Source organism: Streptomyces sp. CA-181903, from assembly GCF_050937075.1.
Classification (GTDB): Bacteria; Actinomycetota; Actinomycetes; order Streptomycetales; family Streptomycetaceae; genus Streptomyces.
In genome coordinates this window covers 2,735,384-2,756,546 of sequence record NZ_JBNJLY010000001.1, presented here as the reverse complement: position 1 = coordinate 2,756,546, position 21,163 = coordinate 2,735,384, and the positions used below count along the sequence as shown (strand labels likewise).

Annotated in this window: 18 protein-coding genes and 1 pseudogene; 10 read left to right on the top strand and 9 right to left on the bottom strand. The window is 71.3% G+C overall.

All coding sequences use genetic code 11. The features are described from left to right. Nucleotides 1-167: 167 nt before the first annotated feature. On the top strand, nt 168-3,854 hold the full coding sequence (locus ACQEVS_RS12295; RefSeq protein WP_433027492.1) for an ABC transporter ATP-binding protein: 3,687 nt from the start codon (nt 168-170) through the stop codon (nt 3,852-3,854). Between the two features lie 78 nt (nt 3,855-3,932). Here ACQEVS_RS12295 and ACQEVS_RS12290 read toward each other — a convergent pair whose 3' ends face one another. From ACQEVS_RS12290 to ACQEVS_RS12270, 5 genes are all read right to left on the bottom strand, one after another. Next, nucleotides 3,933-4,745, bottom strand: coding sequence for a class I SAM-dependent methyltransferase (locus ACQEVS_RS12290; RefSeq protein WP_433019288.1), 813 nt, complete (start codon nt 4,743-4,745; stop codon nt 3,933-3,935). Between the two features lie 144 nt (nt 4,746-4,889). Next, complete coding sequence (locus ACQEVS_RS12285) at nt 4,890-5,738, bottom strand: helix-turn-helix domain-containing protein (RefSeq protein ID WP_433019285.1); 849 nt, start codon at nt 5,736-5,738, stop codon at nt 4,890-4,892. Nucleotides 5,739-5,754: 16 nt separating this feature from the next. After that, entirely contained in the window at nt 5,755-6,291 is a 537-nt protein-coding gene (locus ACQEVS_RS12280; RefSeq protein ID WP_433019282.1) for a DUF6879 family protein, read from the bottom strand. Between the two features lie 132 nt (nt 6,292-6,423). After that, a complete protein-coding gene (locus ACQEVS_RS12275; RefSeq protein WP_433019279.1) occupies nt 6,424-6,999 on the bottom strand; it encodes an HD domain-containing protein in 576 nt (191 codons plus the stop codon). Nucleotides 7,000-7,019: 20 nt separating this feature from the next. Beyond that, the gene (locus ACQEVS_RS12270; protein WP_433019276.1) at nt 7,020-8,216 is read right to left on the bottom strand and encodes a helix-turn-helix domain-containing protein; all 1,197 of its coding nucleotides are present in this window, start codon (nt 8,214-8,216) and stop codon (nt 7,020-7,022) included. Between the two features lie 202 nt (nt 8,217-8,418). Between ACQEVS_RS12270 and ACQEVS_RS12265 the strand changes: the two genes are divergently transcribed. The 5 genes from ACQEVS_RS12265 (at nt 8,419) to ACQEVS_RS12245 (ending at nt 12,046) form a co-directional block, all read left to right on the top strand. Beyond that, nucleotides 8,419-8,607, top strand: coding sequence for a hypothetical protein (locus ACQEVS_RS12265; RefSeq protein WP_433019273.1), 189 nt, complete (start codon nt 8,419-8,421; stop codon nt 8,605-8,607). Next, nucleotides 8,597-8,821, top strand: a complete 225-nt coding sequence (locus tag ACQEVS_RS12260; protein ID WP_433019270.1) for a hypothetical protein — start codon at nt 8,597-8,599, stop codon at nt 8,819-8,821. The genes ACQEVS_RS12265 and ACQEVS_RS12260 overlap by 11 nt, the downstream gene beginning before the upstream one ends. Nucleotides 8,822-9,195: 374 nt before the next feature. Next, a complete protein-coding gene (locus ACQEVS_RS12255; protein WP_433019267.1) occupies nt 9,196-9,327 on the top strand; it encodes a hypothetical protein in 132 nt (43 codons plus the stop codon). Nucleotides 9,328-9,342: 15 nt separating this feature from the next. Then, nucleotides 9,343-10,500 carry a methyltransferase domain-containing protein gene (locus ACQEVS_RS12250; RefSeq protein ID WP_433027489.1) on the top strand — a complete coding sequence of 386 codons (1,158 nt, stop codon included), beginning with the start codon at nt 9,343-9,345 and terminating at the stop codon, nt 10,498-10,500. Between the two features lie 112 nt (nt 10,501-10,612). Beyond that, nucleotides 10,613-12,046 (top strand): S28 family serine protease, encoded by a 1,434-nt coding sequence (locus ACQEVS_RS12245; protein WP_433019264.1) that lies wholly within the window; start codon nt 10,613-10,615, stop codon nt 12,044-12,046. 233 nt (nt 12,047-12,279) lie between these two features. On the opposite strand, the gene ACQEVS_RS12240 is transcribed toward ACQEVS_RS12245, so the two are convergent. Beyond that, nucleotides 12,280-13,179, bottom strand: coding sequence for a LysR family transcriptional regulator (locus ACQEVS_RS12240; protein WP_433019261.1), 900 nt, complete (start codon nt 13,177-13,179; stop codon nt 12,280-12,282). A gap of 110 nt (nt 13,180-13,289) precedes the next feature. On the opposite strand from ACQEVS_RS12240, the gene ACQEVS_RS12235 reads away from it, so the two are divergent. Together ACQEVS_RS12235 and ACQEVS_RS12230 are read left to right on the top strand one after the other, a co-directional pair. After that, entirely contained in the window at nt 13,290-14,318 is a 1,029-nt protein-coding gene (locus ACQEVS_RS12235) for an EamA family transporter (RefSeq protein WP_433019258.1), read from the top strand. Nucleotides 14,319-14,519: 201 nt separating this feature from the next. After that, nucleotides 14,520-15,143, top strand: a complete 624-nt coding sequence (locus ACQEVS_RS12230) for a LysE family translocator (RefSeq protein WP_433019255.1) — start codon at nt 14,520-14,522, stop codon at nt 15,141-15,143. A gap of 7 nt (nt 15,144-15,150) precedes the next feature. On the opposite strand, the gene ACQEVS_RS12225 is transcribed toward ACQEVS_RS12230, so the two are convergent. After that, on the bottom strand, nt 15,151-15,942 hold the full coding sequence (locus ACQEVS_RS12225) for a sugar phosphate isomerase/epimerase family protein (protein ID WP_433019252.1): 792 nt from the start codon (nt 15,940-15,942) through the stop codon (nt 15,151-15,153). A gap of 359 nt (nt 15,943-16,301) precedes the next feature. Here ACQEVS_RS12225 and recD2 point away from each other — a divergent pair, with 359 nt between their 5' ends. Both recD2 and ACQEVS_RS12215 read left to right on the top strand, forming a co-directional pair. Beyond that, nucleotides 16,302-18,524 (top strand): SF1B family DNA helicase RecD2, encoded by a 2,223-nt coding sequence (recD2, locus tag ACQEVS_RS12220; RefSeq protein WP_433019249.1) that lies wholly within the window; start codon nt 16,302-16,304, stop codon nt 18,522-18,524. A gap of 168 nt (nt 18,525-18,692) precedes the next feature. Beyond that, complete coding sequence (locus ACQEVS_RS12215; protein WP_185946040.1) at nt 18,693-19,982, top strand: citrate synthase; 1,290 nt, start codon at nt 18,693-18,695, stop codon at nt 19,980-19,982. 635 nt (nt 19,983-20,617) lie between these two features. Here the strand turns inward: ACQEVS_RS12215 and ACQEVS_RS12210 are convergent. Next, nucleotides 20,618-20,897 (bottom strand): annotated as a pseudogene (locus ACQEVS_RS12210) (heavy-metal-associated domain-containing protein). A 49-nt stretch (nt 20,898-20,946) separates the two neighbouring features. Continuing rightward, the gene (locus ACQEVS_RS12205; protein WP_185946039.1) at nt 20,947-21,153 is read right to left on the bottom strand and encodes a helix-turn-helix transcriptional regulator; all 207 of its coding nucleotides are present in this window, start codon (nt 21,151-21,153) and stop codon (nt 20,947-20,949) included. Nucleotides 21,154-21,163 lie beyond the last annotated feature (10 nt).

The following is a 21,163-nucleotide window of genomic DNA, read 5'->3' as shown; positions in this document are numbered from 1 at the left end:
GGAGGACCCGGGTGGCGGAGAAGGCGGAGCAACGCGCGGAGATACGCGCGGGCGGTCACAGGGACGGACGCGACGGCGGACGAGCGGACGGTCGCGGTGACGGGCGGGCCGACGGTCCGGGCTGGGCCAGGCGGCTCGCCGGCTACTGCTGGCGCTACCGGCGGGCGGTGCTGCTGGCGCTGGGCTCCTCGCTGGGCGGCATGGCCGTCACGGCCCTCGTCCCGCTGATACCCAAGGTGATCATCGATGACGTCATCGGTGGTCACCACCGCCCCCTGGCCCCCTGGGCCACCCTGCTGATCGTCGCCGCCGCCGTCGTCTACGGCCTCACCTACGTCCGCCGCTACTACGGCGGCCGACTCGCCCTCGACGTCCAGCACGACCTGCGCACCGAGATGTACGCGTCCATCGCCCGGCTGGACGGCAAGCGGCAGGACGAGCTCTCCACCGGCCAGGTCGTCGGCCGGGCCACCAGCGACCTCCAGCTGATCCAGGGCCTGCTGTTCATGCTGCCGATGATGATCGGCAACATTCTCCTCTTCCTGATCTCGCTGGTCGTGATGGCGGTCCTCTCGCCGCTGCTCACCGTGGTCGCCCTCGCCGTCGCCCCCGCCCTGTGGTTCCTCGCCTCCCGCAGCCGCGTCAAGCTCTTCCCCGCCACCTGGTTCGCCCAGGGGCAGGCCGCCGCCGTCGCCGGCGTCGTGGACGGCGCGGTCGGCGGCGTCCGGGTCGTCAAGGGCTTCGGGCAGGAGGCGCAGGAGGCCGGGAAGCTGCGGAAGGTCAGCCGCCGGCTGTTCGCCGGGCGGCTGCGCACGGTCCGGCTCAACTCCCGCTACACCCCGGCCCTCCAGGCCGTCCCCGCGCTCGGCCAGGTGGCCATGCTGGCGCTCGGCGGCTGGCTGGCGACCCGCGGGCAGATCACCCTGGGCACGTTCGTCGCCTTCTCCACCTACCTCGCGCAGCTCGTCGGCCCGGTCCGGATGCTGACGATGATCCTCACCGTGGGCCAGCAGGCCCGCGCCGGCGTCGAACGCGTCCTGGAACTGATCGACACCGAGCCCGTCATCGACGAGCGGCCCGACGCCCACGAGCTGCCCGCCGACGCGCCCGCGACCGTCGAGTTCGACGACGTCTCGTTCGGCTACGACGCCAAGCGGCCCGTCCTCGACGGCGTCACCCTGCGGATCGAGCCCGGCGAGACGGTCGCCGTCGTCGGCGCCTCCGGCAGCGGCAAGTCGACGCTGTCCCTGCTGCTGCCGCGCTTCTACGACGTGACGTCCGGCGCCGTCCGGATCGGCGGGCACGACGTCCGTGACCTCACCCACGCCTCGCTGCGGGCCGCGATCGGCCTGGTTCCGGAGGACAGCTTCCTGTTCTCCGACAGCGTCCGCGACAACATCGCCTACGGCCTCCCCGGCGCCACCGACGAGCAGGTCCGCGCCGCCGCCCGGGCCGCGCAGGCCGACGGCTTCATCTCCGCGCTCCCCGAGGGCTACGACACCAAGGTCGGCGAGCAGGGCCTGACCCTCTCCGGCGGCCAGCGGCAGCGCATCGCCCTCGCCCGCGCGATCCTCGCCGACCCCCGGCTGCTCCTCCTCGACGACGCCACCTCGGCGGTCGACGCCCGCGTCGAGCACGAGATCCACGAGGCGCTGCGCGGCGTCATGGCCGGTCGGACGACGCTGCTGATCGCCCACCGCGCGTCCACCCTCGGCCTCGCCGACCGGATCGCGGTCCTCGACGGCGGCCGGCTGGTGGACGTCGGCACGGCGGCCGAGCTCCAGGAGCGGTGCGCCCTCTACCGGCGGCTGCTGACCGACCCCGACGAGCTGGGCGGCGTCGCCAAGGACCCGGCGGGCGCCACGGAACCGCCCGTCGACACCGTCGAGGACGCGGTGGACGGCCGTGTGGACGGCGTCACCCCGGCGCTGTGGGTCCGCGACGGAAGGGGTGCGGACGCGGACGATCCGCACGGCTCCCTCACCGGCATGCCCGCCACCCCTGACCTGCTCGCCAAGGTCGCGGCGCTGCCGCCGGCCACCGACACCCCGGACATCGACGAGGAGCGGGCCGCCCGCCCCGAGGAGTCGTACGGGCTGCGGCAGTTGCTGCGCGGCTTCGGCGCTCCGCTGGCGCTCAGCCTGCTGCTGCTGGCGGTCGACGCGGTCGCCGGTCTGCTGCTGCCCGTCCTGATCCGGCACGGCATCGACCAGGGCGTCGAGCGGATGGCGCTCGGCGCGGTGTGGGCGGCCTCCGGGCTGGCGCTGCTGGTCGTCGTCGCCCAGTGGGCGGCGCAGGTCGGCGAGACCCGGGTGACCGGACGGACCGGTGAACGCGTCCTTTACTCACTCCGGTTGAAGATCTTCGCGCAGCTCCAGCGGCTCGGCCTCGACTACTACGAGCGCGAGCTCACCGGCAAGATCATGACCCGGATGACGACGGACGTGGACGCCCTGTCCTCGTTCCTCCAGACCGGTCTCGTCACCGCCGTCGTCTCCGTGCTCACCTTCCTCGGCATCCTCGTCGCGCTGCTCGTCATCGACGTGCAGCTGGCCCTGGTGGTCTTCGCGACGCTGCCGCTGCTCGTCGTCGGCACGGTCTTCTTCCGGCGGCAGAGCGTCAAGGCGTACGAACTCGCCCGGGAGCGGGTCGGCCTGGTCAACGCGGACCTCCAGGAGAGCGTCGCCGGGCTGCGGATCGTCCAGGCGTACCGCCGCGAGGAGGCGGGCGCCGACCGGTTCGCCGAGCGGAGCGACGGCTACCGGCGGGCGCGGGTGCGCGGCCAGTGGCTGATCTCGGTCTACTTCCCGTTCGTCCAGCTCCTCTCGTCGGTGGCGTCGGCGGCGGTGTTGATCGTCGGCGCCGGCCGGGTGGACGACGGAACGCTGACGACCGGCGCGCTGGTCGCCTACCTGCTGTACATCGACCTGTTCTTCGCCCCCGTGCAGCAGCTCTCGCAGGTCTTCGACGGCTACCAGCAGGCGACGGTCTCGCTGGGCCGGATCCAGGCGCTGCTGCGCGAGCGGACGTCGACGCCGGTGGCGGAGGATCCGCGTCCGGTGCGGAAGCTGCGGGGGGAGATCGTCTTCGACGACGTGCACTTCCGGTACGGCTCGGCCGACTCCGACACCGGCGGCCGCGCCCAGGCCCTCGGCGGCATCGACCTGACCATCCCGGCCGGCCAGACCGTCGCGTTCGTCGGTGAGACGGGCGCGGGCAAGTCCACGCTGGTGAAGATGGTCGCGCGGTACTACGACCCGACGGCGGGCGCGGTCCTGGTGGACGGCCACGACCTGCGGACCCTGGACCCGGTGGCGTACCACCACCGCCTGGGCGTCGTCCCGCAGGAGCCCTACCTCTTCCCCGGCACGGTCCGCGACGCCATCGCCTACGGCCGCCCGGACGCGACCGACGCGGAGGTCGAGGCGGCGGCGCGGGCGGTCGGGGCCCACCCGATGATCGCGACGCTGGACGGCGGTTATCTGCATCCGGTCGCGGAGCGCGGTCGCAATCTCTCCGCCGGGCAGCGGCAGTTGATCGCCCTGGCGCGGGCGGAGCTCGTCGATCCGGACGTGCTGTTGTTGGACGAGGCGACGGCGGCCCTCGACCTCGCCACGGAGGCCCTGGTCAACGAGGCCACGGACCGGCTGGCCGGCCGTCGCACGACGCTCGTCGTGGCCCACCGCCTGACGACGGCGGCGCGGGCGGACCGGGTGGTCGTCCTGGACGGGGGCCGGGTCGTGGAAGACGGCACCCACGAGGAACTCCTGGCGCTGGACGGCCGGTACGCGGCGCTCTGGCGGACGTTCACGGGCGGCGCGGGGCGGGAGGAGGCGCTCGGGGTGGGGGCGTGAGGGGCGCGCCCGCCGTTCCGCCGCTTCGCGTTCCGCGCGCGTCCCTTCGTTCGTCTCTTCGCGCGCGGGCGTCGGCCGTCAGACGGGCTTGACGGCGGCGAGGCCGAACAGGACGGGCAGGTCGTGCGGCCAGATCCGCAGCCGCCACCGCCCGTCCTGCCCCTGCCGCAGGACCGACCCCCGGTCGTCGCGGTCACTGGACAGATACTCGTCGAGGACTTCGACGCGCAGCCCGGCCCCGGCGACCGCCGAGACGATCTCGCCCAGCGAGTGCGACCACTGGACCGTCTCCTGGTGACGCAACGGCGTCGACGGATCGGCATAGCTGGTCTCGGAGCGGAAGCGCTGCGGGCCCGTGTTCGCGTACGACGCGTCGACGACGAGCGGGTCGCCGCGATCGATCATCTGGGCCAGCGGATGGAGGTCGACGACGACCAGCCGCCCGCCCGGGCGCAGTGCCGCCGCGGCGCTGCCCGCCCAGGCGGCCACGTCGTCGATCCAGGCGAACACCCCGTACGTCGCGACGACCACGTCGAACCGGCCGCGCAGCTCCGGCGGCAGGCGCCGGGCGTCCCCTTCCACGAAGTCGGCGTCAAGGCCCGCCCGTTCGGCGAGCTCACGGGCCCGCCGGACGGCGACCGGGGAGAAGTCCAGCCCGGTGACCTCGGCTCCCCGGCGCGCCCAGCTGAGGGTGTCCAGGCCGGTGTGGCACTGGAGGTGCAGCAGCTTCCGGCCCTCCACATTCCCGACGAGCGACAACTCGGCCTCCCGCAACGAGCTGCCGCCCGCGAGGAATCCCGCTGTGTCGTAGTAGCGGTCCTGACCGTGAATGCTCGCGCGCTCATCCCAGTTGAGGCGGTTGCACCGCGTTGCCTCGTCGTCCTTTTCCATGCCCGGACTCCCCTCCGCACAGCTTCCGCGAAACCGGTCGGGTGAGCCTGGCACACGCGCGAGGGCCGACGCCCTCGCTTTTCCCGCGCCGGGCGCCGAGGCGGGACCGACACCCGGGCCGCGGGGCGCCGGCAGCTATGCCGATCACGTGCTCAGGGCGTGCCGCGCCTGACTGATGAGCCGCTGCGCGTCGGATCCGAACACCGCGGACTCCCGCAGCGTGTGCCAGGTGCGGAGGTGAGTGGTGACACTGTCGGTGTCGTCCAGCCACAGCTCCGCGTCCCAGGTCTCCACGATCACCCGGCGGTCATCGTAAATCCAGAAACCGACTCCGGGCGGAACCTTCAGAGTCGCTTTGAGAGGCACGATGCCGAGTTCGACCGTGTCGAGGCCGACGATTCCCAGGAGCCGATCGAGCTGGCCCGCGAGGACGGAGGGCGGGCAGATCCGGGTGTGCAGTACTGCCTCCCATAGCAGTACGTGGTAGCGCTTGTCCGGGCTGTACAGCCCCGACTGCCGTTTCATGCGGGCCCGTACCGCCTCTTCGACGTCGCGTTTCGACCGTTGGAGTTCGGTGAAGCGGGTCAGGATGGCCCGTGCGTAGTCGGGTGTCTGAAGGACTCCGACGATCCAGGACGATTCCCAGGCGCGCAGAACGGCCGAGTTCGCCTGTGCCTCATTGTGTGCTTCCTGGACTGCGCGGTGGCCCCCCGACAGCTGGCGCCGCCAGGAGCGATGGCGTGATTCCAGCCCTCTGAGGCGGGAGTGGAGCTCGTTGGTGACCGCGGGCCGGCCGGTCGCTTCGGCCCAGGCGGTGAGGTCTTCGGCTGTCGCGGTCTGGCGTCCGTTCTCCAGCTTGTACACCTTGGAGTGCGGCCACCCCAGCCGTTTCGCGAGCGCCGTACCGGTGAGCCGGCCGTCAGGGCCGGAGACGCGCAGTTCCCTGAGCCGTGCTCCGAGGGCTTGTCGGGCCTGCTGGAAGTCGGTGCTCACCGGTACACGCTAACGGCTACTTGGCGGGACCGGGCTCGGTCGTGAACACCGCGTGACCGACTGCGTAATGCCAAGCCACTTCGCGCACTTGAGAGTAGCGGTTGACCTCTGCTGGATCGGTCATCAGTTCGACGTCGACGAGGTTGTCGGCCTCGTCGAAGTTGAGCAGGGCGACCAGGCGGGAGTCGAAGATCCAGAAGTCCTCGGCGGGCAGGTTCCGCTGCTCGGCGTCCGCGCGCCACAGGTATCGGATGTCTTCGCCGAGTGCGATGTTCTTCTCGGCGTGTGCCAAGAGGTAGCGCTGACCCGGAGTGGGCGGGGCGTCGACAACGCGCACTCGGCCGACCGTCGCCCCGCTCGCGGTCTTCCCCTTGACGGTCACCGACCAGGGAGTGGTGAGGTCCCATTGCGGATGCTCGCCCTTGACGAACTGGGCGTACGTGCCAGTGGACTCGTCGGAGGCGTAACGTGCTCGGGTCTCAAGCCGCCACGCGCTGTGCTCGAAGATTTCGAACAGCTTCCCGAAGGCGTCCGGGGAGATGATGCGGGGCACGCGCTCGACCTCCTTGGGGCCGAAATTCACCCGGTGTTTGAGGACAACCGCGCGTAGCGCGGTTTCGGGGGTGCGGGGGCTTGCCCCTGCAGGAAATGGCGAAGGGGCGGGACTGGGGCCCTTCCCTGGGCATCAACGAAGATAGGTCTCCTGCCACTGCACCGACGTCATACGCAAAGCCGCCTCGGCAAGGGATTGCGCCGACGCCGTCTTGAGCCGGGAACGGCTGGTGTCGATCCAGTTCTGCACGTTCTGATATCCCTGCTCTCGGTATTCCACCGCCTGAATCAGGCACTCCAACTTGTCGGCGTCGTGGGCGCACAGAACCTCCGGTCCGGTTCCGTTCTCGTACTCTTCCACGATGTGCTGAACGCCCGCCCGGACGGCGGGATGAGCACCCGAGACCTGGTCCCCGGTCACGTTCTCGTTCGACGCCGCGGTCAGATACCGGCGCCCGATGTGTGGGATGTCCCCGACACGGGTCTCCTGGGTGTCGTGGAAGAGGCACAAAAGAGCCACCTTGGCGGGGTCGGCCCCCTCCATCATGGCCAGGACCGAACCGATGATCCCCGTCCGGAACGAGTGCTCCGCGATCGACTCCGGATCCTTCACCCCGGCGATCCACCACCCGGACCTCTTGGCACGCTTCAACATGCCCATCTCCAGCAGAAAGCCGGCCGTCCCGTCGGTGTGCGGCTCTGTCGTCATGGGGTGCCTCCCAGGGGCTGTCAGAATTCGATTTCGGCCTTTCGGGCGAGCCTGACGAGCCGCGGGTTGCTCCGCTTGTGCAGCGTCGTCAGGACTCGGATGAGCTCCTGGCTGGTGGGATGCACCTTCGCCATTTGAGGAGCGATGCTCCAAGCGTTCTCCAAGTCCTCAAGGGCTCCTTCCCGGTCGCCTAGCGCCAGCTTGGAGCGGGCGGTGTTCATGTACATCGGGCTGGTTCGCGTGGCGGGAAGCCTCAAGGGCCGTCGTGCCGGGTCTTTGGTGAGGTCCCGCATGACCGCGATGGCGTCGGCGTGCCTCCGGAGGTCACTGCACGTCGCGACGACGTGGATGGCGGTGTTCTGCGGGCCGAAGTGGATCCCGCCGATCCCGCCGGCGCGGCAGACATCCCGGTCGAAATCCTCGGCGAGAGCCCAAGCGCTGTCGATGTGGCGGTCGGCCGTACGCTTGTCTCCCAATCGCCCGGCCAGTGTCAGTCCCCGAAGGTGCAGGGTTCCCAGCGCGTAGGAGCGCTCGAACCCGGTCGCGTCCCCCCGCTCCACTTGAGTGATGGCGCGGTCCACGACGGCCAGGCCGTCTTCGAATTCCCCGTGATTCAGGTAGACCCCGGCTTCGTCCCTGGCGGCGACCGCCAGTGTCACCGGGTCGGCTTGCTGTGCGGCGATCTTCTGCTTGGTGACCGCCAGGTCGGCCAGGGTCATCCAACGGTGACGTGCGGCAAGCCAGTAGACGCACGAGTATGCCTCCGCCACCATGGCCCACGCCTCCGGAGTTCCCGTCCTGTGCGCGTGGTTCGTCACCTCCGACACAAGCGGCGGGAGTTTCAGCAGCACCTGGGTCAGGTCGGCCTTCCCGCGGATCTCGGCCATCTCGGCCAACGCTGCTTTGAGCTGTTCCGGGCTCGCCGTGGACTCGGCCGGGAGGTCGAATCGTCGAATCGCCGAATTCAGGGCCTTCAGTGATTCCTCGGCGCCGACGACCGGTGTGGATCCCAGGATCACTTCAAGGCTGACGCCGAATGCGCGCGCCAGTGCAGCAGCCACGCCCTGGGTCAGCGTCCGCTCGCCGCGTTCGATCTTTCCGATATGCGGCCTGGACAGTCCGGCGCGCCGCGCCAGCTCCTCCTGCTTCCAGCCGCGTTCGTCCCGGAGCAGCCTCACGTTCGCTCCCGGCCCCGGAACCTCAATGATCGCGCTCATTCTGCCCGGCTTTCGAATCGACGTTCGCCGTCGCCGTGATCCGGCAACGGGCGCCCCTGGCACGGTGTTTGGGTACCCGCTGGGTACCCCAAACCCCTGTCCTCCGACGTTACACAGGTCCAACCTGACAGTGCCCGATCACCGATGGTGGCTCGGTCGGTTGATCGGCACCCACGAGCAGGATTTGCGGAGGTTCGAACGTATGACGCACATGCCCTTCGGGGTCGCAGCGCGGCCCGCGCTCGTGCCCAACCCGCACGTGCCGTGCGCCGCGTGCACGAGGATCACCGACGCGCGTCACGCCGCCGGGCGCGCCGGCGACTGGAAGCGCGTGGAGCTGCTGCGGCGGGAGGGGCTGCGGCACGGGGACGAGGTGCACTGTGGTCGATGACTGGATCCCTCAACCGCTCGAACTCATCCTCGACACCGAGCGCGACCGGGTCGGCGTCGTCGTCGGCTGGGACCACGACACCCGCCGGATCACCCTCCGCCCGCCGGAGGGCGGCCGCACCTGGCAGCCGACGCGATACCGCCGCGCCACCACTACCGACAAGCTGCGCGCTCGTGTGCGCGAGCTGAACCGGGAGGGGCGGCGCGGATGGTGACGGCCGTGGGGAGTGGTGGTGAGGAACCGCCGGTGAGCAGCGCACCGGGCGGCTGTGGGCGCACCGGATGCCTTGAGTGCGCCCGGTTGAAGAGCGAGTTCGCGCGAGCACTCGACAGCGGTGACCGTGGCGAAGGCGAACGTGTGCTGACTGTCCGTGGGTTGCACCTGTATGCGGCCCACTGGGGCCCCCGGGGCGCGTAGGCCCCCTGCAGACTCCCGTCTGCCTCACCGGCGGACCCGACCGTGCCCCCCCAACGGCGACTTCCGGCGCGGCACGCGGGGCGCGACGCCCGTCCCTCCGGACGGGTGCCCAACCGCACGGTGACGTGGGGAGACTCCCCACCGGTACCACCCCTCACCCTAGGAAGAGCCATGCCCTGGTGGCAGACGATGGCGGACGGCAACCCGCAGGACGACAGCGACAGCGGCAACAAGCACGGCGGCGGCGGGTCCGATGAGGGCGGTAACACCAACGACGGCAAGAACCCGGCAGACGGTGACTGAGTGAGCGCCGACGGCATGGAGGAGGCGGGGCCGAAGGGGCTCGCCTCCGCGCTCACCGCGTCCGGAGCGCTGACGAGCGATTGGTTGCCCGCCTTCGAGGCGGTGCCCCGGCACCTGTTCGTGCCCGACGTCATCTGGCCCGGCCGCGCCGGCATGAACCGGCAGAGCGACCGCGTGGTCCGCGCAGAGGACCCCGAAGCCTGGTGGGCCGCCGTGTACCGGGACGCGCCGATCACGACCCAATGGGACGACGGTACGTACACGGGACCGGGGAAGGGGAAGGTGCCGTCCTGCTCCAACTCCATGCCCACCATGGTCTTCTCGATGCTCGCCGAGCTGAGCGTCGAAGAAGGCCACCGGGTGTTGGAGATCGGCACCGGGACCGGCTGGAACGCCGCCCTGTTGTCCCACCGCGTCGGTGCCGCGAACGTCGTCACGGTCGAGGTGGATGAGGCCAGCGCTCGGGCAGCGCGGGCCCGATTGCACGCGGCGGGGTACGAGCCGCTCACTGTCGTAGGAGACGGAGCCGAGGGGTTCCCCGAGAGAGCGCCGTACGACCGGGTGATCGCCACCTGTTCCGTCGGCAGCCTGCCCCGGCCGTGGATCACGCAGACGAGACCCGGCGGCGCCATCGTCGCTCCGTGGGGGCCCGTCTACGGCGGGGAAGCGGTGGTCCGCCTCACCGTCGCGGGGGACGGGTCGGCGGCCGGCCGGTTCGTCGGGTCGTCCGCGTTCATGCGGCTCCGGGCCCAGCGGACCGCACGGACGCACGTCCGGGAGTACCTCGGCGGCAGGAAATGGCCGGCGGACGGTGTGTGCTCCATGACCACCCTGTCTCCGGACGCCGTGGGCGACTGGCACGTGATGTTCGCGATCGGCGTTCAGGTGCCGGGAGCGTTCCCGTGGGCGGAGGCGTACGGAGACGGCTCCTACACGCTGTGGCTTCGCGACACGGCCGTCACGTCGTGGGCGACGGTGGACTACGAGCCGGGTAAGGCCGAGTTCGAGGTGTGCCAGTCGGGCCCCCGGAAGCTGTGGGCAGAGGTGAGCGCGGCCTACCACTGGTGGGAAGCCCGTGGGCGGCCCGGGTTCGAGCGGTTCGGTCTGACCGTGGACGCCGACGGCGAGCACGTGTGGCTGGACGCGCCCGGTCGGCCCGTGCCGGGCGTGTGAGCGTCGAAGGGAACGGGCCAAGCCGTGTGAACTGCGAGGACAAAGGGTCTGGCGCAACGTATGTCACCCCGGGTAGGTTCGCGGCGACCTTTGCGAACCCAGGGGAGGGCGCATGCGCAAGGCTCTCAGATCGCTGCTGGCGGCGACGATGCTCATAGGAGCGATCGGCGCCGGCAGCGCCACGGCGGAGGCGGCGGCGATCACCGCTCCGCAGAACGACATCAAGGACCGCATCCTGAAGATTCCCGGGATGAAGTTCGTCGAGGAGAAGCCCTACCAGGGCTACCGCTACCTCGTGATGACGTACCGGCAGCCGGTGGACCACCGGAATCCCGGCAAGGGGACCTTCGAGCAGCGCTTCACCCTGCTGCACAAGGACACCGACCGGCCGACCGTGTTCTTCACGTCCGGCTACAACGTCTCCACGAACCCCAGCCGCAGCGAGCCCACGCGCATCGTGGACGGCAACCAGGTGTCGATGGAGTACCGGTTCTTCACGCCGTCCCGGCCGCAGCCCGCCGACTGGTCGAAGCTGGACATCTGGCAGGCGGCGAGCGACCAGCACCGCCTGTACAAGGCGCTCAAGCCGATCTACGGCAAGAACTGGCTGGCCACGGGCGGCAGCAAGGGCGGCATGACGGCCACCTACTTCCGCCGCTTCTACCCGAACGACATGAACGGCACGGTCGCCTACGTCGCGCCCAACGACGTGAACGACAAGGAAGACTCGGCGTACGACAAGTTCTTCCAGAACGTCGGTGACAAGGCCTGCCGCACCCAGCTCAACTCGGTGCAGCGCGAGGCGCTCGTCCGCCGGGACGAGATCGTCGCCCGCTACGAGAAGTGGGCGAAGGAGAACGGCAAGACGTTCAAGGTCGTCGGCAGCGCCGACAAGGCGTACGAGAACGTCGTCCTGGACCTGGTGTGGTCCTTCTGGCAGTACCACCTGCAGAGCGACTGCGCGTCCGTCCCGGCCACCAAGGCGTCCACCGACGAGCTGTACAAGTTCATCGACGACATCTCGGGCTTCGACGGCTACACGGACCAGGGCCTGGAGCGCTTCACCCCGTACTACTACCAGGCGGGCACCCAGCTGGGGTCCCCCACGGTGAAGAACCCGCACCTCAAGGGCGTGCTGCGCTACCCCGGCATCAACCAGCCGCGCTCGTACGTCCCCCGGGACATCCCGATGACCTTCCACCCCGGCGCGATGGCGGACGTCGACCGTTGGGTGCGCGAGGACAGCCGGAACATGCTCTTCGTGTACGGGCAGAACGACCCGTGGAGCGGTGAACCGTTCCGCCTGGGCAGGGGCGCCGAGGCGCGGCACGACTACCGCTTCTACGCGCCGGGCGGCAACCACGGCTCGAACATCGCCCAGTTGGTGGCCGACGAGCGGGCCAAGGCCACGGCCGAGGTCCTGAAGTGGGCCGGCGTGGCGCCGCAGGCCGTCCAGAAGGACGAGAAGGCAGCCAAGCCGCTCGCGCCGTTCGACGCCAAGCTCGACCGCGTGAAGAACGACAAGCAGAGCGCGCTGCGGCCGTAGGGCCGGAGCACGCGAGAGCGGCGGGCGTTCCCGGCGAGGGGGCGCCCGCCGTCGCGTTCCCGGGTGCCGCCGCCGGTGCTTCGGGAGGGCACGCACCGGCGGCGGCGTGCCGCGGCCGCGGCCGGTGGGTGGGCGGCCGGGCGACGCGGCGTGCGACGGCCCCGGCACCGCGCCGCGAGGACTCGCCGACGGCACGGCCCTTGGACGGTCCGGCCGGTCAGCCGGTTCCCGGGCTACGCGCCGGCCGCCGCCGCGCGCAGCAGCCGGACCGTCTCGGTGATCGCGGGACGCCGCGCCGCGCCGACTCGCCAGTAGGCGTACAGCCGGCGTACGGGCTGGGGTTCGAGCCGCAGCGCGACCACGCCGGACGGCAGCGCCCCGCGGCCCAGCCGGGGGACGAGGGCGATGCCCAGACCGGCGTCCACCAGGGCCAGTTGGGTCTGGAACTCGGCCACCTGGTGGGCGAGGTCCGGCTCGTGGCCGGTCGCCCGCAGCGTCCGTACCAGCCAGTCGTGACAGATGGTGCCGGGCGGCTGGCAGATCCAGTGCTCGTGGACCAGGTCCGTCGCGACGATCACGTCCCGTCCGGCCAGCCGGTGGCCGCGGGGGACGATCACGTCGCACCGGTCCTCGCCCAGCGTCACCCGCGCCATGCCCTCCGGCGCGGGCAGCGGGCTGATGTCCCAGTCGTGGGCCACGGCCAGGTCGACCGCCCCCTGCGCGACCAGCCCCACCGAAAGGTGCGGGTCGACCTCCGACATCCGCGCGTCCACGGTCGGGTGCTCCCGCGCCAACCGGGCCAGGACGCCCGGCAGCAGGTCCCTGGCCGCCGTGGGGAACGCGGCGACCGTCAGCCGCCCGGTGGGCAGCCCGCGGCGCTCGTCCAGCTCGGTCTCGGCCCGTTCGACCAGCGCCAGCAGCTCCCGCGCGGTGTCCGCGAGCCGTACGGCGGCGTCGGTGAGGACCACGCCCCGGCCGCGCCGCTCCAGCAGGGGCGTCCGGGTCTCCCGCTCCAGCTTGGCGATGGCCTGGGACACGGCGGACGGCGTGTAGCCCAGGGCGAGCGCCGCCGCGCTGACCGAGCCGTGGACGGACACGGCGTGCAGGGCGCGCATTCGGGACAGGTCCAGCACGTTCCCCTACCTTCTGCCGTCGCATCGGCCGCTCGTTGAAGCATTGCTCAACCCCATAGTGAAGGAAGGTGAACTGGTGCTGCACGGTCCCGGCCCGTGATGCTGGTCCCATGCGTCCGCGCCACCTCCTCCTCGCCGTCTTCGTCGCCGCCTTGTGGGGCGTCAACTTCGTCGTCATCGACGTCGGCCTCGACCACTTCCCGCCCCTCCTCTTCGGCGCCCTGCGCTTCCTCGCCGCCGCCGTGCCCGCGGTCTTCCTCGTCGGCCGGCCACCGGTGAAGTGGCGCTGGATCATCGGGGTCGGACTGACGCTGGGCGTGGGCAAGTTCGGGCTGCTGTTCGTCGGCATGGGCGCCGGGATGCCCGCCGGGCTGTCCTCGCTCGTCCTCCAGGCGCAGGCGGTGTTCACCGCCCTCTTCGCCGTCGTCGCGCTGGGCGAACGGCTGCGCGGAGCGCGGGCGGTGGGCCTGGCCGTGGCCGTCGCCGGCATCGTGGTCGCGGCGGTCGACGAAGGGCTGTCCGGGCCGTTCCTCGGCTTCGCCCTCGTCATCGCCGCGGCGGCCTTCTGGGGCGTCTCCAACATCCTCACCCGCAAGGCCGCCGCGCCGGACGCCTTCCGGTTCATCGTCTGGGTGAGCGCCGTCCCGGTGCTGCCGCTGCTCCTGCTCTCCCTCGCCGTGGAGGGCCCGCACGCCGACGCGGAGGCGCTGCGCTCCCTCGACTGGAGCGGCGTCGGGGCCCTGCTGTTCGTCGCCTGGATCAGTACCGTGCTCGGCTTCGGCCTCTGGGGCCACCTGCTGCGCACCTACGACGCCTCGGCCGTGGCCCCCTTCTCGCTGCTCGTACCGGTCTTCGGGATGTCGTCGGCCGCGCTGCTGCTCGACGAGGAGGTGACTCCGCTGCGGTGGGGCGCGGCGGTGCTGCTGGTCGGCGGCATCGCGGTGGCCTCGCTGGCGGGGACGGGGCGGCCGGGCTTCCGGCGGGTGGTGCGTACGGGCGGGCCGGCCGCCGCGGGGGAGGCCACCGCCGGGGAGGCCGCTACGGGGGAGGCCACCACCGGGGCGGCCGCCGCCGGGGAAGCAGCCGCCGGGGCGGCAGCCGCGCGGCCGAGCGTCGCCCCGGGTAACGCCGTTCCCTGAAGTGCCGTTCCGCGGGACGCCGTTCCGTGAAGCACCGCTCAAACGCACCGTGAAGAACATCGGACTGGTGCCGCGCGGCGGTCGCACGCGACGCTGGTGATCCGTCCCCCAAGACGCGACCCCGTCCCCCTCGGCACGCCATTGCGCTCCCGTACGACGCGACCCCGCTACGACGAGACCGGTCCCGGAAAGGAGTTCTCCGTGGTCACCTGGCACGCGGTGACGGGCATGGCCCTGGTGGCCCTCGGCATGGTGCTCACCCCGGGGCCCAACATGATGTACCTGGTGTCCCGCTCGGTGACCCAGGGGCGGCGCGCGGGGCTGATCTCACTGCTGGGCGTCGCCGCGGGCTTCCTCGTGTACCTGCTGGCCGCGGTCGCCGGGATCGCCGCCCTCTTCGCGCTGGTCCCGGCCGTCTACACGGCGGTGAAGCTCGCCGGCGCCTGCTATCTGGCCTGGCTGGCGTGGCAGGCCCTGCGGCCGGGCGGCACCTCGGCGTTCGCCCCCAAGCCGCTGCCCCCGGACCCGGCCCGCCGCCTCTTCGTGATGGGCTTCGTCACCAACCTGCTCAACCCGAAGATCGCGATCCTCTACGTGTCGGTGCTGCCGCAGTTCGTCGACCCGGACCGGGGGTCCGTCCCCCTGCAGAGCCTGCTGATCGGGCTCACCCAGGTCACCGTGGCGCTCACCGTCAACGGCCTGATCGCCGTCTCGGCCGGGTCCGTGGCCTCGTTCCTCGGCCGCCGCCCGCGCTGGCTGCGCGTACAGCGGTACGTCACGGGGACGGCCCTGGCGGGCATCGCCGTGACGGTCGCGGCCGACTGACGGGCGCTCAGCGCCGGAGCAGGCCGCCCAGGTACTCCCGCCCCGGCCCGGCGAGCCCCGCGAAGTCCGGCGCCTCGGGGTGCCACCGCTTCTCGTACTCCCAGCACAGCCAGCCTTCCCAGCCGGCGGCGACCAGTTCCGCCACGCACGCGGCGATCGGCACCGCGCCCGTGCCCAGCGGCAGCGGAGCGGTGTCCTCCGCCGAGGCGACGTCCTTGACCTGGACGTAGCCGAGGTGCGGGGCGAGGGCGGGCAGGGTGGCGGCGGGCGGCTCGCCGTTGCGCCAGGTGTGCAGGAGGTCCCAGAGGGCGCCGACGTTGCGGTGCCCGACCGGGCCGAGCACCCGCACGGCGTCCTGCGCGCGGGGGTGCGAGTCGTGGGTCTCCAGCAGTACGCGGACGCCCAGGTCGGCGGCGAGCGGCGCGACCCAGGCCAGCCGGCGCGCGGCCGTGGCCTCCGCCTCCTCCACCGGCTGCTCCCCGGCGCCCGGGAACACCCGGACGAACGGCGCGCTGAGGTCGGCGGCGAGCCGGACGAGCGCGTCCAGCTCGTCGAACACCGGCTCGTCGGGGCCGGGCCCGGCCACCCGGGCGTACCCGGCCACCCCCAGGATCTCCACCCCGTCCGCCGCGAACCGCCGTACCGCGGCGGCCCGTTCGGCCGGGCCGCTGCCGGTGTGCAGGGGCTCCTCGGGGTGGGCGCGGAGCTCGACGCCGTCCCAGCCGTGCTCGGCGGCGAGCCGGGAGACGTCGGGGAGGGGGAGACCGGGGACAGCGAGAGTGGAGAAAGCGAGTTTCACAGAGAACCGGCTTCCCCGTGCGTAACGGACTTCCCGCCACTTCAGGTAACGGATCGATAACGCTTCGGAGGGGCCGCAACCTCCCGGGCGCGAGGGTTGTCGTATGTGGCATCCGGCTTCCCGGGGGAGGTATCCGGGGGATCAAGGGGAAGCCGGCCGGGGGGAGAAACGAGGGGCTCGGTCAGGGACCGGGCCCCTCGCGTCGCCCGGGCCGCCCCCTCGCGTCGCTCCCGCCCGCCCCCTCGCGTCGCTCCCGCCCGCCCCTCGTGTCACCCCGTTCCCCTCACGTCGCACCTGGGACGGCCCCTCGCCTCGCACCCGCGACGGGCGTTGTCCGACCCCGGCGGTACCGTCACTCCATGGCACAACCGGCAGTGGTCGAAGGGGTGCTCGAACGCATCACCTACGCCAACGAGGAGAACGGCTACACCGTCGCCCGGGTGGACACCGGCCGTGGTGCCGGCGACCTGCTCACCGTCGTCGGCTCGCTCCTCGGCGCCCAGGTGGGCGAATCGCTGCGGATGGAGGGCCGCTGGGGCTCCCACCCGCAGTACGGCCGCCAGTTCACGGTGGAGAACTACACGACGGTGCTCCCCGCCACCGTCCAGGGCATCCGCCGCTACCTGGGATCCGGCCTGGTCAAGGGCATCGGCCCGGTCTTCGCCGACCGCATCACGCAGCACTTCGGCACCGACACCCTCCGGATCATCGAGGAGGAGACCGGGCGGCTGATCGAGGTCCCGGGCCTCGGCCCCAAGCGGACGAAGAAGATCGCCGACGCCTGGGAGGAGCAGAAGGCCATCAAGGAGGTGATGCTCTTCCTCCAGACCGTCGAGGTCTCCACCTCCATCGCCGTCCGCATCTACAAGAAGTACGGCGACGACTCCATCTCCGTCGTCCGGAAGGAGCCGTACCGGCTGGCCGCCGACGTGTGGGGCATCGGCTTCCTCACCGCCGACCGGATCGCCCAGTCCGTCGGCATCCCGCACGACAGCCCCGAACGCGTCAAGGCGGGCCTGCAGTACGCCCTTTCGCAGTCCGCCGACCAGGGGCACTGCTTCCTGCCCGAGGAGCGGCTGATCGCCGACGCGGTGAAGCTCCTCCAGGTGGACACCGGCCTGGTGATCGAGTGCCTGGCCGAACTCGCCGCCGACGAGGAGGGCGTGGTGCGGGAGACCGTGCCGGGCCCGGAGGACGGGCAGCCGGTCACCGCCGTCTACCTCGTCCCCTTCCACCGGGCCGAACTCTCCCTGTCCGCCCAGCTGTCCCGGCTGCTGCGCGCCGAGGACGACCGGCTGGCCGCGTTCCGCGACGTCGACTGGGACCGCGCCCTGACCTGGCTCGCCGGCCGGACGGGCGCCGAACTCGCGCCCGAGCAGCGGGACGCCGTCCGGCTGGCGCTCACCGGCAAGGTCGCCGTCCTCACCGGCGGTCCCGGCTGCGGCAAGTCCTTCACCGTCCGGTCCGTCGTCGAACTCGCCCGCGCCAAACGCGCGAAGGTGGTCCTCGCCGCGCCCACCGGCCGGGCCGCCAAGCGCCTCGCGGAGCTCACCGGGGCCGAGGCGTCCACCGTCCACCGACTGCTGGAGCTCAAGCCCGGCGGCGACGCCGCCTACGACCGGGACCGGCCGCTCGACGCCGACCTGGTCGTCGTCGACGAGGCGTCCATGCTCGATCTGCTGCTGGCCAACAAGCTGGCCAAGGCCGTGGCCCCCGGCGCCCACCTGCTGCTCGTCGGGGACGTCGACCAGTTGCCGTCGGTGGGCGCGGGCGAGGTGCTGCGCGACCTGCTGGCCCCGGGCAGCCCGGTCCCCGCCGTCCGCCTCACCCGCATCTTCCGGCAGGCGCAGCAGTCCGGCGTGGTCACCAACGCCCACCGCATCAACTCCGGCGTCCCGCCCGTCACCACGGGCCTCGCGGACTTCTTCCTCTTCGCCGAGGAGGACACCGAGGAGACGGGCCGGCTCACCGTGGACGTGGCCGCCCGCCGCATCCCCGCCAAGTTCGGCCTGGACCCGCGCCGGGACGTCCAGGTGCTCGCCCCGATGCACCGCGGCCCGGCCGGGGCCGCCGCCCTCAACGCGCTCCTCCAGCAGGCCGTCACCCCCGCCCGCCCCGACCTGCCCGAGCGCCGCTTCGGAGGCCGCGTCTTCCGGGTCGGCGACAAGGTGACGCAGATCCGGAACAACTACGAGAAGGGGGAGAACGGCGTCTTCAACGGCACGGTCGGCGTGGTCACCGGCCTCGACCCGGTCGAGCAGCGGCTGACGGTCCGCACCGACGAGGACGAGGAGGTCGGCTACGACTTCACGGAACTCGACGAACTCGCCCACGCCTACGCCGTGACGATCCACCGTTCCCAGGGCAGCGAATACCCGGCGGTGGTGATCCCGGTGACGACGAGCGCCTGGACGATGCTCCAGCGCAATCTTCTCTATACGGCGGTAACCCGGGCGAAACGGCTGGTCGTCCTGGTCGGCTCGCGGCGCGCCCTCGGGCAGGCCGTGCGCACGGTCGGCGCGGGCCGGCGCTGCACCGCTCTCGATCACCGGCTCGCCATGGGAGGTGGTGTTCGTCTCTGAGCGGTTTACCAATCGGGGCGAAGGGGGCAGGATGGCACGCTGGACGGCACTCAGTGCCGCTCTTGGGCCCTATGGCCGACCCCGAGTGCACGGACCGCGTCCAAATGGGGGAAGGTAGGGGTAGTCAGGGCACCTCGAAGAAGAGGCACAACGTCGGTGAGGGATGACGTGAGCGACAACTCTGTAGTAGTGCGTTACGGGGACGGCGAGTACAGCTACCCGGTGATCGACAGCACCGTCGGTGACAAGGGCTTCGACATCGGCAAGCTGCGCGCCCAGACCGGTCTGGTGACCCTGGACTCCGGTTACGGCAACACGGCGGCCTACAAGTCCGCCATCACCTACCTGGACGGCGAGCAGGGCATCCTGCGCTACCGCGGCTACCCCATCGAGCAGCTGGCCGAGCGCAGCACGTTCCTCGAGACGGCGTACCTGCTGATCAACGGCGAGCTGCCGACCGCCGACGAGCAGTCGCGCTTCCAGGACGAGATCACCCGGCACACCCTGCTGCACGAGGACGTCAAGCGGTTCTACGACGGCTTCCCGCGCGACGCCCACCCGATGGCCATGCTGTCGTCCGTGGTCAGCGCCCTGTCGACGTTCTACCAGGACAGCCACAACCCCTTCGACGAGAAGCAGCGCGACCTCTCCACGATCCGCCTGCTCGCCAAGCTGCCGACGATCGCGGCCTACGCGTACAAGAAGTCGGTCGGCCACCCCGTGGTCTACCCGCGTAACGACCTCGGCTACGTCGAGAACTTCCTGCGCATGACCTTCTCGGTGCCGGCCGCCGAGTACGACCTGGACCCGGTCGTGGTGAGCGCCCTGGACAAGCTGCTCATCCTGCACGCCGACCACGAGCAGAACTGCTCCACCTCGACCGTGCGCCTGGTGGGCTCCTCGCAGGCCAACCTGTTCGCGTCCATCTCCGCGGGCATCAACGCCCTGTGGGGCCCCCTGCACGGCGGCGCCAACCAGGCCGTCCTGGAGATGCTGGAGTCCATCAAGAACTCCGGCGGCGACGTCGACGCCTTCATCCGCAAGGTGAAGAACAAGGAGGACGGCGTCCGCCTGATGGGCTTCGGCCACCGCGTCTACAAGAGCTTCGACCCCCGGGCGAAGATCATCAAGGCCGCGGCGCACGACGTCCTCTCCGCCCTGGGCAAGGACGACGAGCTGCTGGAGATCGCGCTCAAGCTGGAGGAGCACGCGCTCAGCGACGACTACTTCGTCTCGCGCAACCTCTACCCCAACGTGGACTTCTACACCGGTCTCATCTACCGGGCGATGGGCTTCCCGACCGAGATGTTCACCGTGCTCTTCGCGCTCGGCCGGCTGCCCGGCTGGATCGCCCAGTGGCACGAGATGATCAAGGAGCCGGGTTCCCGCATCGGCCGCCCGCGCCAGATCTACACCGGCGTCGTCGAGCGCGACTTCGTGCCCGTCGAGGCCCGCTGACCCTCGCTTCCCGGGTCGCCGGTACGGCGCCCCCGCTTCCCCTCCGGGGGCGGCGGGGGCGCCGTTCGCGTGCGGGGCCGTACCCCACGCCGTACCGGGTTCGTACCGGACGCCGCCCCGGGCCCGTACCGGATCCGCCGCCTGTCAAGGCGATACCGGCGGTTACCCCTAATAAAAATGATGTACGTAGCACATGTACATGGCAACGCAGGAAGTTGTACATGGCATCAATGAAAAGCGCCCCGGCTCCGATCCCCCCACGGGTCGGAGCGGGGCGCTTTCCGTCCCGAAGCGGATTCCCCCACGGGATCCGCCCGGGAGTCCGAATGCGCGCCGCGCGCTCACCGTTCCCGCGGCGCACCGGGGTGCGCCGCCTCTCGGACGCGATCTGCCGGGACAACGTACGGACGGGAGGGCCGCTCAAAGCTCCCCGGGTACGTGTCCCGGCCACGCGTGGCCGGCCCGTCCCCCAAGACGATCCAGCACTGCCTGGTTAGACCAATCCATGTGCGGAATGGTTACCCCGGAATTGCTGTGATCTAGGTCTCTTGTTTTCGTGTGGCAAAGGGGACGGAAAAGGGCAAGGGCCCTGAACGGAAATCAGGGCCCTTGTCGGGGTACGGCGAGAGGGTGGATCAGCCGCGGCCCACCAGCTCGTACCCCGCCTCGTCCACGGCGGCCCGGACGGCCTCGTCGTCCAACGGGCCTTCCGAGACCACGGTGACCCGGCCGGTGGCCGCCTCGGCCTTGACGGAGGTCACCCCGTCGAGCGCGGAGAGCTCGCTGCCGACCGCGCTCTCGCAGTGGCCGCAGGTCATGCCGGTCACCTGGTAGACGGTGGTGGTCCCGGCGGTCGTTCCGTGCGTCATGCTGTGCTCCTCGGTGAAGTGGACCGGTTGGCGACTGCGCCGCCATCGTACCCCCCGGGGTATTGCGCCAGGCTTCGGGACGGGCTTCGGGGCAGTCAGCCCCGGCGCGCCCGCCGGGCCCGGTTGCCGGGGCGTTCGGCGACCCACAGCCGGATGGTGTCGGCGAACCAGTACGGCTTCCCGTCCTCGGTGAGGTCGGGCGACGGCAGCAGACCGTGCTTGCGGTAGGACCGCACCGTATCGGTCTGCACCCCGATGTGTGCGGCGATCTCTTTGTAGGACCAGAGTCGACGGTCGGTCATCTCTCGCGCC